General features: G+C 69.2%; 8 protein-coding genes. 7 read left to right on the top strand and 1 reads right to left on the bottom strand.

Annotated elements, in window-relative coordinates; translation table 11 throughout:
- Nucleotides 1-247 precede the first annotated feature (247 nt).
- From EW117_RS02245 to EW117_RS02215, 7 genes are all read left to right on the top strand, one after another.
- Entirely contained in the window at nt 248-889 is a 642-nt protein-coding gene (locus tag EW117_RS02245; protein WP_129783261.1) for a DivIVA domain-containing protein, read from the top strand.
- A gap of 181 nt (nt 890-1,070) precedes the next feature.
- Complete coding sequence (locus tag EW117_RS02240) at nt 1,071-1,538, top strand: TraR/DksA family transcriptional regulator (RefSeq protein WP_129783259.1); 468 nt, start codon at nt 1,071-1,073, stop codon at nt 1,536-1,538.
- 301 nt (nt 1,539-1,839) lie between these two features.
- Nucleotides 1,840-2,394 (top strand): hypothetical protein, encoded by a 555-nt coding sequence (locus EW117_RS02235; protein WP_129783257.1) that lies wholly within the window; start codon nt 1,840-1,842, stop codon nt 2,392-2,394.
- A gap of 251 nt (nt 2,395-2,645) precedes the next feature.
- On the top strand, nt 2,646-3,254 hold the full coding sequence (locus tag EW117_RS02230; protein ID WP_165362414.1) for a signal peptidase II: 609 nt from the start codon (nt 2,646-2,648) through the stop codon (nt 3,252-3,254).
- Nucleotides 3,254-4,183 (top strand): RluA family pseudouridine synthase, encoded by a 930-nt coding sequence (locus EW117_RS02225; protein ID WP_129783255.1) that lies wholly within the window; start codon nt 3,254-3,256, stop codon nt 4,181-4,183. The genes EW117_RS02230 and EW117_RS02225 overlap by 1 nt, the downstream gene beginning before the upstream one ends.
- Before the next feature lie 61 nt (nt 4,184-4,244).
- Complete coding sequence (gene dnaE / locus EW117_RS02220; RefSeq protein ID WP_129783253.1) at nt 4,245-7,796, top strand: DNA polymerase III subunit alpha; 3,552 nt, start codon at nt 4,245-4,247, stop codon at nt 7,794-7,796.
- Nucleotides 7,793-8,326, top strand: coding sequence for an NUDIX hydrolase (locus EW117_RS02215; protein WP_242504035.1), 534 nt, complete (start codon nt 7,793-7,795; stop codon nt 8,324-8,326). Before dnaE ends, EW117_RS02215 begins: the two co-directional genes overlap by 4 nt.
- Nucleotides 8,327-8,392: 66 nt before the next feature.
- On the opposite strand, the gene EW117_RS02210 is transcribed toward EW117_RS02215, so the two are convergent.
- Entirely contained in the window at nt 8,393-12,802 is a 4,410-nt protein-coding gene (locus tag EW117_RS02210) for a S8 family serine peptidase (RefSeq protein ID WP_129783251.1), read from the bottom strand.
- Nucleotides 12,803-12,982: the final 180 nt, after the last annotated feature.

Below are 12,982 nucleotides of genomic sequence, written 5' to 3'. Positions count from 1 at the left end.
CGAATCTGTGCCGGTTCGAGGAGGGCCGGATTTGTGCCGGACGGCGGGAGGCCCGGAAACATTGACCGGCGCATGGATATGACCTGGGGTGACGCGGCACACTCTGTGAGGAAATCGTGCCCGGTGGTGCTCCCGGTGTCCCACGCCGATGTCGTCCGCTACCGTGGGCTTCGACGGAGGGCGCGCGGCTGGGCAGCGCCGACGTCCGAGTTCTGCGTTCCTACGTTCTAACTTTCGAGGTGACACGATGGCACTGCTTACTGCAGAGGACATCCTCAACAAGAAGTTCTCCGCGACGAAGTTCCGCGAAGGCTATGACGTCGAGGAGGTCGACGACTTCCTTGACGAAGTCGTGCGGACCCTGACCAACGTCCAGGAGGAGAACGAGGGTCTCCGGCAGAAGGTCGCGGCCGCGGAGCGGCGTATCGCGGAACTGTCGCGCAACGACGCCGCTGCCCCCGCCCGCGCACAGGCCGCGCCCGTCGCGGCGCCGGTCATGCCGACCGGTCCCGCCGGTCCCAAGGGCAACGGCCCGGAGCCGGAGTCGGCCACCGGGATGCTCCAGCTGGCGCAGAAGCTGCACGACGACTACGTGCGCTCCGGCCAGGAGGAGGGCGACCGGCTCATCACGGAGGCCAAGACCGAGGGTGCGCGCATCGTGCGCGACGCCGAGGAGACCTCGCACCGCACGCTCTCCCAGCTCGAGCAGGAGCGTTCGCTGCTGGAGCGCAAGATCGACGAGCTGCGTCTCTTCGAGCGCGACTACCGCACGCGTCTGAAGAGCTTCCTGCAGAACCTGCTCGGTGACCTCGACGCCCGTGGCTCGGCCCTGCCGCCGCAGAACAACCAGCGGTCCGGTCGCCCGGCCGAGATGGCACAGGGCATCTGACAGCAGTAACAGGTCGAGCAGGCAGCCGGGCGTCCCCACCTCACGCCCGGCTGCCGCGCGCGACACGCCAGACTCACCCATGATTGGGGCACGCCACATCGGCGTGCCCCGTTGTGCGTCACGCCGCTTGTGCTTACGCTTCGTGAACTTGACCACCGGGGGCGACCGCGAAGGGGAACCCATGACCAAGATCTCGACTGCGACGCGAGCCGCGATCAAGCAAGAGTTCCCGAACCTGACACGGGACGTGAAGAAGTTCCCCGTCCGTGATGGTGAAGAACCCTGGACCCTGCGTGAGGCCGAAGAGCTGGCCGCCCTGCTCCTGGAGGACAAGGAACGGCTGGAGCGCGAGCTGCACGTGGCCGACAGAGAGCTGTCGGACCTGTTGCGCAACTCGGGCGACGGCGCGGGCGACGACCAGGCCGACTACGGTTCGAGCGCGCTGGAGCGCGAGCAGGAGCTCACGCTGGTCAACAACATGCGTGACCTGCTGGACCAGACCAACCACGCGCTCGACCGCATCCGCAAGGGCACCTATGCCACGTGCGAGCTCACCGACCTGCCGATCGGCAAGGCACGGCTGCAGGCCTTCCCCCGGGCCACGCTCTCGGTCGAGGCCAAGGCGCGCGAGGAACGACGCGGAGCCTGAGCACCGGCCGCCGGCGCTGACGCCGGCGGATCCCCAGCCCGGATATCAATGCTGTGATGTCTGGGTTAGGGGCATTCCTGGTGCAATGACTCGGAGTTCGGTCCTGGAATGTCGTATTTCGTTCCAGGACCGCCGAGTGGGCCAGGTCACGTTCCGATTGACAGGGTGAATTTCTCACCGGATGCTCGTCCAGGTGAATCACACACGTGTGCTTCACCGCTATTTCGACGGAGCTATTCGAGGGGGAAACACAATGATCCGAGGATTCCGTGCAACCTGCCGTGCAGGGGCAGCCGCGGTCATGACGGCCGGTCTGGTCGTCGCTGCGGCATCGGGTGCGAGCGCGATGGTGATGGGCGACGAGCCCGAGCTGATCAGCGCACCCTCCGCCGGCAGCGCGACGGAGATCGCCGACGGCGCGACGAACGTCGCCGACGGCGCTGCCGCTGCGGCGGACGTGCTCGGCACCACGAACCCGCTGGGCGTCGTCGGCGCCGAGGGTGCGCTGGACGTGCTCGAGGGCTACGGCACCTCGGAGGCGCCCGTGGGCGTCGACGGTGCGATGGTCCCCGAGGAGGTCGCCACCGCCGGTGAGGTCGTCGAGATCGAGAGCGACGGCAGCTTCAACGCGCTGAACGACGTCTGTGTCGCTCCCTGGTACTGGGAGGGCCCGGGCAACGTGGGCAGCACCGCCAACGTGACCGACTACGAGGCCTGCAACGACGGCGAGTACGAGCTCGGTGGCGACGGTTCGGTCAACATCCTGAACAACGTGTGCGTTGCGCCGTGGCACTGGGACGGCCCGCTGAACCTGTTCAACACCGGCAACTTCACCAAGTACGCGGCCTGCAACTGACGCTTGCGTCAATTGACTGCCGTCGAGCGGTGACTTTGCGGTAGAGCTGCATCTGGTGGGGCCCTTTCCCGGGATTACTGGGAAAGGGCCCTACTGCTTTGTGCGATTGTTCCGATTCCGCTCGGTCTGCGTTATCAGGGCTCTTGTCCGCGGGCGCATCGGCCGTGGGCATTCGGCGTCGCGCGGGGCGCCCACTCGGCTCTCGGGCGGCGCGCGCCCGGTACCGTCCGCGGCATGGGAGACTTTGCCTGATGTCTACTCCCGCTGAACCCCCCGCCGTGACCGACGGTGAGTCGAGTCCCGCTGCCACGCCCGCGCCGTCGGGCAGCCGTGCGCTCGTCACCTGGACGGCGGTGCTCGCGGCCTTCGTCCTGGCCGCCGACCAGCTGACCAAGTGGTGGGCAGAGTCCGCCCTGACCGTGGGCGGCGAGCCGGTTCCCCTCGTGGGTGAGCTGCTGCAGCTGCGCCTGATCTACAACCCGGGCGCCGCGCTGTCGATCGCCTCGGGCTACACCTGGATCCTGACCATCGTCGTGACGGTGGTCGTGGTCTTCATCGTCCGGGCGATCGGCCGGCTCGGCTCACGCGGCTGGGCGGTCGCGCTCGGCATGCTGCTCGGCGGCGCCGTCGGGAACCTCGTGGACCGCCTCGCGCGGGAGCCCGGGTTCGCGCGCGGGCACGTCGTGGACTTCATCGACTACGCGGGCTTCTTCGTCGGCAACGTCGCCGACATCGCCGTCGTCTCGGCAGCGGTGCTGATCGCTGTGCTGTCGCTGCGCGGGATCGGGCTGGACGGGAAGCGGCACGGGAACGCCGAGCCGGCTGCCGAGCCGGACGGCGACCAGAGCGACCCCGCCTGATGGCGCTGCGGACCCTGCCCGTTCCCGACGGGCTCGCGGGCGACCGGGTGGACGCCGCGCTGGCGCGGATGCTCGGCTTCTCCCGGACCCGCGCGGCCGAGCTCGCCGAGGCCGGCGCCGTGCGCCTCGACGGGCGCCAGGTGGGCAAGTCCGACCGGGTCGTCCCGGGTGGCTGGCTCGAGGTCGACATGCCGGAGGAGCGGCCCGCCGTCGAGGTGGTGGCCGAGCCCGTGCCCGGCATGGGCATCGTGTACGACGACGACGACGTCGTCGTGATCGACAAGCCGGTCGGTGTCGCGGCGCACCCGTCGCCGGGCTGGACCGGACCCACCGTAGTGGGCGCGCTGGTCGCGGCGGGCTACCGCATGTCGACGTCGGGCGCGGCGGAGCGCCAGGGGATCGTGCACCGGCTCGACGTCGGGACGTCGGGACTGATGGTCGTGGCCAAGTCGGAGCTCGCGTACACGGGGCTCAAGCGGGCCTTCAAGGAGCGCACCGTCGACAAGGTCTACCACGCGCTCGCGCAGGGCCACCCGGACCCGACGACAGGCACCATCGACGCGCCCATCGGCCGGCATCCCAGCGCGGACTGGAAGTTCGCGGTGACCGCGGACGGCAAGCCGTCGGTGACGCACTACGAGACGCTCGAGATGCTGTCGGCGGCCTCGCTGATGGAGGTGCACCTGGAGACCGGCCGTACCCACCAGATCCGGGTGCACTTCGCGGCCCTGCGCCACCCGCTCGTCGGCGACCTGACGTACGGCGCGGACCCCGTGCTGGCCTCCAAGGTGGGGCTGACGCGGCAGTGGCTGCACGCGCACCGGCTCGGCTTCGAGCACCCCACGACGGGGCGCTGGGTCGAGGTGGAGTCGGAGTACCCGGCCGATCTCGCGGCGGCTCTGGACGTCGTGCGGGGCGCGTACAAGTGATGTGAGGTTCCGCTCGGCGTTGCTGTGCGGGAGTGTCAGTGAGGCGATCTAAACTCGCCGCATGCCCACCGCCACCGCTTCGAAGAGCGACGACTTCGTCCACCTCCACGTCCACACCGAGTTCTCGATGCTCGACGGCGCGGCGCGGATCGGCGACCTCATGGAGGAGGTCGCGCGGCAGGGCCAGCACGCCATCGCGACGACCGACCACGGGTATCTCTTCGGCGCGCACGAGTTCTGGGCTCAGGCGCAGAAGGCGGGCATCAAACCGATCATCGGCGTCGAGGCGTACGTCACGCCGGGCACCAGCCGGTTCGACCAGACACGCGTGCGCTACGGCGAGCCGGGCCAGGAGTCCGACGACGTGTCGGCGCGCGGCGCGTACACGCACATGACGCTGCTGAGCAAGAACAACACCGGCATGCACAACCTGTTTCGGGCCTCGTCCCTGGCCTCCCTGGAGGGCCAGATGGGCAAGTGGCCCCGCATGGACCGGGACCTGCTGGAGAAGTACTCCGACGGCCTCATCGCGACGACCGGCTGCCCGTCGGGCGAGATCCAGACCCGGCTGCGGCTCGGGCAGTGGGACGAGGCGGTACGGCAGGCGGGTGAGCTGCAGGAGATCTTCGGCAAGGAGAATTACTACGTCGAGCTGATGGACCACGGGCTCGACATCGAGACCCGGGTGACGAAGGAGCTCCTGGAGCTGGCCAGGACGATCGGCGCGAAGCTCGTGGCCACCAACGACCTGCACTACGTGCGCGAGGAGGACTCGACCAGCCAGGAGGCGCTGCTGGCAATCAACTCCGGGTCCACGCTGGACGACCCGAACCGCTTCAAGTTCGACGGCTCGGGCTACTACGTGAAGTCCGCCGCCGAGATGCGGAAGGTCTTCAAGGAACTTCCCGAGGCGTGCGACAACACGCTGCTCATCGCCGAGCAGTGCGAGGTCTCGTTCGACACCTCGGCCAACTACATGCCGCGCTTCCCCGTCCCCGAGGGCGAGGACGAGATCTCGTGGTTCATCAAGGAGGTCGAGGCGGGGCTGCTGCGCCGGTACCCGAACGGTTACTCGGACGCGGTACGCAAGCAGGCCGACTACGAGGTCGAGGTCATCATCCAGATGGGCTTCCCGGGGTACTTCCTCGTGGTCGCCGACTTCATCAACTGGTCCAAGAAGCAGGGCATCCGCGTCGGGCCGGGTCGTGGTTCGGCGGCCGGGTCGATGGTGTCGTACCTGATGGGTATCACCGAGCTGGACCCGCTGGAGCACGGCCTGATCTTCGAGCGGTTCCTCAACCCGGAGCGCGTCTCCATGCCCGACGTCGACGTGGACTTCGACGAGCGTCGGCGCGGGGAGGCCATCAAGTACGTCACGGAGAAGTACGGCGACGACCGGGTGGCCATGATCGTCACCTACGGCACCATCAAGGCCAAGCAGGCCCTCAAGGACTCCGCACGCCTCCTCGGCATGCCGTACGCCATGGGGGAGAAGCTCACCAAGGCCATGCCGCCCGCCGTCATGGGCAAGGACATCTCGCTGAGCGGGATCTTCGACCCCAAGGACAAGCGCTACTCGGAGGCGGCGGAGTTCCGCCAGGTGCACGAGACCGACCCCGAGGCGCAGCGCGTCGTCGAGCTGGCGCGCGGTATCGAGGGCCTGAAGCGGCAGTGGGGCGTGCACGCGGCCGGCGTGATCATGTCCAGCGACCCGCTGATCGACATCATCCCGATCATGAAGCGCCCGCAGGACGGCGCGGTGATCACGCAGTTCGACTACCCGACGTCCGAGGGCCTCGGCCTGATCAAGATGGACTTCCTGGGTCTGCGCAACCTCACGATCCTCGACGATGCGCTCGAGAACATCGTGATGAACGGCAAGGACCCGGTCGACATCGAGAACGTCGCGCTCGACGACAAGGCCACCTACGAGCTGCTCGCCAGCGGCAACACCCTGGGCGTGTTCCAGCTCGACGGCGGCGCGATGCGGTCGCTGCTGCGCCAGATGCGGCCCGACAACTTCGAGGACGTCTCCGCCGTCATCGCCCTGTACCGGCCCGGGCCGATGGGCATGAACTCGCACATCAACTACGCCCTGCGCAAGAACGGGCAGCAGCAGATCGAGGCGATCCATCCTGAGGTCGTCGAGCCGTTCGCTGAGATCCTCGACGAGACCCACGGCCTGATCGTCTACCAGGAGCAGGTGCAGCGCGCCGCCCAGATCATGGCCGGCTACACGCTCGGACAGGCCGACCTGCTGCGTCGCGCCATGGGCAAGAAGAAGCCCGAGGTGCTGGCGAAGGAGTACGTCAACTTCGAGAAGGGCGCCAAGGAGAAGGGCTACAGCCCCGCCGCGATCAAGGCGGTCTGGGACACCCTGGTCCCGTTCGCCGGATACGCCTTCAACAAGGCGCACTCTGCCGGCTACGGCCTCGTCGCGTACTGGACCGCCTACCTCAAGGCGAACTACCCCGCCGAGTACATGGCCGCCCTGCTGCAGTCGGTGGGTGACAACAAGGACAAGATGGCGCTCTACCTCAACGAGTGCCGCCGCATGGGCATCACGGTGCTGCCGCCGGACGTCAACGACTCCGCCGCCAAGTTCACGGCGGTCGGGGGTGACATCCGGTTCGGGCTCACCGGTGTGCGGAACGTGGGCCGAAACGTCGTGGACGCGATCGTGGAGACACGCGAGGAGAAGGACGCCTACACGTCCTTCCAGGACTTCCTCGACAAGGTCCCGGCGCCCGTCTGCAACAAGCGCACCATCGAGTCGCTGATCAAGGCCGGTGCCTTCGACTCGCTCGGCCACACGCGCCGCTCGCTGCTCGTGGTCCACGAGCAGGCCGTCGACTCCGTGATCGGTGTGAAGCGCAAGGAGGCCGAGGGCCAGTTCGACCTGTTCGCGGACTTCGGCGGCGCAGCCGACGATGAGGCGGGCATGGGCTTCTCCGTCGAGGTCCCGGACCTGCCGGACTGGGAGAAGAAGCAGAAGCTGCAGTTCGAGCGCGAGATGCTCGGCCTGTACGTGAGCGACCACCCGCTGTCCGGGCTGGAGCACGTGCTGCAGCGGGCCGCTGACACCTCGATCGCTTCGCTGATCGCCGACGAGAGCCGCCCGGACAACTCGGTGGTGACCGTGGCGGGCCTGCTCACCTCCGTGCAGCGCAAGATGAGCAAGAACGGCAACCCGTGGGCCGCCGTGACCGTCGAGGACCTGGAGGGCGCCGTCGAGGTCATGTTCTTCGGCGAGACCTACCTCGCGTACTCGACGATGCTCGCGGAGGACCAGGTGGTCGTGCTGCGCGGCAAGGTGCGCCGTCGCGACGAGTCGATGCAGCTGCAGGCCATGGAGGTGGCCCTGCCGGACATCACCGTCGGGTCGGACTCACCGCTGGCCGTGACCGTGCCGCACAGCCGGGCCGTGGAGCCAGTCATGATCCGGCTGCGTGAGGTGCTCGCCACGCATCCCGGTTCGGCGGAGGTGCACGTCGCCGTGGCCGAGCCCGGCAAGAAGACGGTGGTGCGGGCCGCCGACAGCCTACGGGTGGAGAAGTCGCCGGCGCTGTTCGGCGACCTCAAGGCGCTGCTGGGGCAGGGCTGCCTGTCGTGACTGATGCTGGAGGCGCGGCGCCCGTGCCGGCGGCCGAGACCGACCGCTACAGCGAGGGCGATCACGAGCGCTTCTCGCTGGTGCCGGCCGCCTACCTGTACTTCAGACGCGAGGGCCAAGTGCTGCTCCAGCTCCGGCAGGGCACCGGTTACCGCGACGGGTACTGGGCGTGCGCGGCTGCCGGCCACGTCGAGGAGGGCGAGTCGGTCATCGACACTGCCGTGCGCGAGGCCCACGAGGAGCTCGGCGTGGTCGTGGCTCCGGAGGACGTCCGGCCGCTGACGGTCCTGCACCGTGGCGAGCCCGGGGGACCGGCGATCGAGCAGCGCGTCGACTTCATGTTCGAGGTCACCCGCTGGACCGGCACGCCGTCGATCCAGGAGCGAGACAAGGCGGCTGAACTGGCTTGGTTCCCGTTTGTCGCGCTCCCGGAGCCGCTGGTCCCGCACGAGCTCGCCGTGCTCCGTGCGGTCCACGACGCGGGCCGCCACGGCACGGAGATGCCCCGCCTGCTGACCTTCGGCTTCTGACCGTGATGTGTCGCTCAGGCGCTCAGGTCATCTGCTGACCTGAGCGCCTGGGCTATGAGGCCCTGCCTAGCAGGTGCCTTGGTCCTCCCACGGGCCCCACGGGGTACCCGGCTTCTGGTTGCGGGTCCACCACTTGGCCTCCCACAGATGGCCGTCGTGCTCGACCACCTCGCCACCGGTGTAGACCCACGACCTGGTCCAGGCCTGGTAGGTCTCGTCACCACAGATGACGTCCGGCCCAACCTCGGCCCACGGTCCCCATGGGCTGGCTCCCGGCTTCTCTCCGCGGGTTCGCCACAGCGCCACGTACTCCGCACCGTCGTACGAGACCTCGTCGCCGGCCAGGTAGACGGTCTTGCGGTCCCAAGGCGCGGCGATCCCCGTCACGGCGACGTCGGCCGACGCCACGGCGAGCTCGTCGTACGGGTCGTTCGTGACGTGCTCGGCCGAGTTGGTGTACGTGCCCGTGATCGCGTCGGGATCCACCGTGACCTCGTACGACAGTGCGACGGGGTCGAAGTTCGGCGCAATGTAGTCGAGGCAGACGGTGCTGTTGTCAGTCACGGCCGACGCCGGGTCAGCGGCGTTGACGACGGCGGTGCCGAGCGTGCCCGCGAGGTTCTCGACCCCGATCGTCGCCGATGCCGGGAGAGTGCCCATGTCGCCGTACTCGAACCGGATCTCCGGTCGTGAGTCACTGACAGCCTTGTAGACCCATGCCTGGAACGTGCCCAAGGAGTTGGACAGATCGGTCGGGTCGCCTCCGAAGACGAACGGGTCGTCCCACTGCACCACTGCCGCCTGGTTGTCGACAGTGGTGGCCAGGCGCACGCCGCGGTCGTTCGCCAGCGAGAGCTCCAGGTCCGACCAGAGCGGCGCGATGATTCCGTTCGGCGCCGCCGCACTGGGCACCTGCTGCGGCGTCCACGGCTCCCCGGCGTACCCGCCTGCGATGGTGATCAGGCCATCTTCGGAGACAGTGAGGTTCGGCGACTGCTCGGTGTAGTGCGAGAACGGTCCGATGCTCGCGAACGTGTTGACTGCCACGGTGTCGCCGTCGAGCGAACTGAACCCGACGCCTTCAGCTTCGAGGTCCACGAACTCAGAAGCAGCCGCACACTGCGGATCATCCGCCGGCGTCGACGCCTCGTAGGCGCCCACGGCGCCCGCCTGCGTGGGCATGTCCACCTCCCACGTGATCGTCTGACCCTCGACCACGCCCTCGCCGGTCACCGACTCCGGGTCGATGCTCAGCCCGTCGGGCACGGTGTCCGTGACCGTGTAGGTCACGTCCTCTGGCGTCACGTTGGGCGCGACGGTGACGTCGTACCCGATCGTGTCGCCGATCCCCGCCTCGGCCACCGACGCGGTCTTCGTCACGTCGTCGGCCACACGAGTCAGGCGCACGGGGATCTCGCCGATGTCGTCCGGCGTATCGGGCGACGTGCCGAGCACCGCGGTGCCGAAGAACAGGTCGCCCTCGGCAGCGTCGGGCAGGTTCCAGTGCACGCGGACGTCGTACGGCTCGCCCACAGGCACCTCACCCTCGGGGCCGGCCACCCCGGCGTTGCCGAGGTCCTCGGACGGGACGACGGCGGTCGCGAGCGTGTGCGCGTCCGGCTGACTGGTGCTGCCGCCCCAGTTCTGGACGATCACCCACCACGTACCGGCCTCCGGGTCGGGGACGTCGCAGGCCTCGGCCGAGGAACCGGTCGTGGACGCGCAGACCTGGGTCGCCTCGCTCGGCGTGTCGCCGGTGCCGACGAACATGTCGAGGTCCGGCGCCTCGGCCTCGGTGATCTCGGCGACGAGCCGCGTCGCGCCGTCCGGCACCTCCAGGGTGGTGACCTGGACCTGGCTCAGGTCGTCGTACGCCGTGTCCCTGGTCGGGTCCTGGTTGAGGGAGCCCTCGTGGAGGTCGGCCTCGACCAGACCGCGTACCGAACCGGTGAAGTCGCTCACCGCGATGGACCGGATGTCGCTGACGACCTGCGAGCCGGTGTTCCGGCGCGTGCTGATCTCGACCTCGTCGGGCAGGATCGCCCCGGACGGCACGACGGCGACCGGCAGGGTCACCGCAGGGACGTCCGGGTTGCTCGGGGTGAGCGTGATGCGGCCGAACAGCGTCTCGCCCTCGGGCGCGTCGGACGCGTCCGCGGTGACCGAGATGCCGAGCGAGTCACCGGGCGAGACCGTGCCGGTGGACAGGGCCACGTCCAGCGCCAGCCCGTCGTCGGCCACCGCCGTCGCCGTCCAGGTCACGCTCTCGGGGGCCGACGGCGGGGCGACCGCCGTGCGCTCCCAGGAGCAGGTGTCCAGGCACTGGGTGTCCGCGAAGGACGGCAGGTTGAGCGTCTTCGGGTCGCCGCCGGCCGCCGGGTCGGCGGCCAGGTAGTTCGCGGCCGTCTCGTCGAACAGCAGGCCCGCCTGCGCGGCGGCTCCGATGTCCATGTGGCCGCTGCCCTGCTCGTACGGGGTGGCGGCCGAGCCGTCGAAGTCCACCACGCCCGTGCGCGCGGTGGTCATCAGCGCCGACTGCTGCTGGGCCGGGGTCCAGCTCGGGCGGGCCTGCGTGAGCAGTGCTCCGGCGCCGGCCACGTGCGGGCTGGACATCGAGGTGCCCGAGATGATGCCGTACTGGACGAGATCGTACGCGCCCTCGGCCACGCCGTTCGCGGCGAGGATGTCGACGCCGGGCGCGGTGATGGACGGCACTATGGTGTCGACCGCCCGGTTCGGCCCGCGCGAGGAGAAGCTGGACATCGTGTCGCCCAGCGCGTCGTCGATCGTGAACGTGGTGCCTGAGATCGCGCCGGTGTGCCCGGAGCCCTCGGCCAGCCAGGCCCGCAGCGTCTCGCCGTCGGCGTAGCTGATGGCGACGCCGGGGACGGCGAACGCGTCACCGAGCAGCGAGCCCGCGTTGGCCTCGTCGTTCGTCAGGACGAAGCCGGTGGCACCCTGCGCCGCGACGTTGGACGACTTCTCCACGCGGCCGTTGCCGCCACGGGCGCAGACCACGATCTTGTCGGCGTAGTCCGCCTCGTGGCCGGTGGTCGCGGTGCACTGCGGGTCGCCCACGGAGCCCGCGTCGATGATCTGCGTGGCGGGCAGAGGCCCGTTCACGGACTTGCCGGTGAGGTTGCCGAGCGGGCCCGCGCTGCTGGTCAGGTCCGTGAGGGTGTTGAACGCGTGCCGGTTGTGGGTCGAGGCGCCGACCGAGGTGATCCACGGTGCGTCGGCGGGGGAGCCGGTGGTGGCGGAGCCCGGGCCGTCGTTGCCGTTGGAGGTCGCCACGAAGATGCCTGCGGCGCGCGCGTTGAGGAACCCGATCGTGTCGAAGTCGTTCCACGCGTCCGACGGCGAGGAGGACCCGATCGAGTAGTTGATGACATCGACGCCGTCGGCGATCGCCTGGTCGATCGAGGCGACCAGGCCCGCCGTGGTGCAGCAGCCCCGGTAGCTGATGACGTTCGCGTGCGGGGCCACGCCGGAGATGTCGAACGTGGGCGGGTTCGTTCCTTCTGGTGCGGCCGGCGTCACGTCGTTGACAACGGCGCCGCCCGACGTCGAGGCCGTGTGCGAGCCGTGGCCGTTCTCGTCCAGGGCGCTCCGGTCGGTGTCGGTCAGGAACCCGTAGGCGCCGATCAGCTTGCCGTTGCACGGGAAGTCCGGGTCGTACTGGTCGGTGTTCGCCGGGTCGCACACGCCCAGGTAGTTGCCCGCGCCGAGCGGGTTCGTGTGCGTGTAGCCGTCGTCGCCGGTCTCGGCGAACGAGGGGCTGCCCGGGTGGATACCGGTGTCGATGGTGCCGATGACGACGCCCTCGCCCTGGTAGTCCTCCGGCAGGTCGAGCTCCTCGACGGCGTTCCACAGCGCGTCGGCGTTGCTCCAGACCGGGCCGGCGTCCGTGTGCAGCTCGTGCTCCTTGTCGAGCGCGATGTGCTCGACGGCGGGGTCCTTGGCCACCTTCGCGGCCTCGGCCGGCGTCAGGACGGCGGTGACGCCGTTGACCGCGTACTGGTACGTGAAGGGCACGTCGACGTCGTGCCCCACCGCACGTTCCATGCGGGTGACGAAGTCGTCCTGCTCTGCCTCGAGGAACTCGGTGTACTCGCGCACGCGGGTGGCGGACGGGTTCAGCGTGCGGCCGGAGCGGGGTGCGGTGGCGTCGAGCCCGGCGACCCCGCCGTCGTAGGTGGGCACGGCGGCGTCGGCCAGCCGGATCAGGTAGCTGCGTTCCGCCTTGCCGCGGCCGAGCGACAGCTTCTGCATGGCCGGAGTGCGCTCGACGCCGGGCTGCGGCGTGGTCTCGGCCGGCACGAGGTTCTCGGCGAGCGCATCGCGGGGGTCGGTCTTGTCAGTCCTGTCCGCGGACGGCGGGGCCTGGGGTACCGCGACGGCTGCCGGCGCGACTGCCGCCGCTAATGCCGTGACGGCCGCTATGACGAGCAGGGGCGTTCTGGACCGGTGTGACATCTATGGGCTCCCTCGATACGGCAGCGATAAGACGAGCGCGTGCAGGTGCCCGACATTCCTCGCGTATGCGACAGGCCGTGTCAATGCTTCTGCACGGTATTCACCCGATGCCGGCCTGTCACAGATCCGGCGGGCGGCCGGTCATCACTGGGAACGGCAACCTACGAAAGGCGCAGCACC

Source organism: Promicromonospora panici, assembly GCF_900608595.1.
GTDB classification, from domain to species: Bacteria; Actinomycetota; Actinomycetes; order Actinomycetales; family Cellulomonadaceae; genus Promicromonospora; species Promicromonospora panici.
Note: the sequence above shows the minus strand (reverse complement) of the source record. Positions and strands in the feature narration are given on the sequence as shown.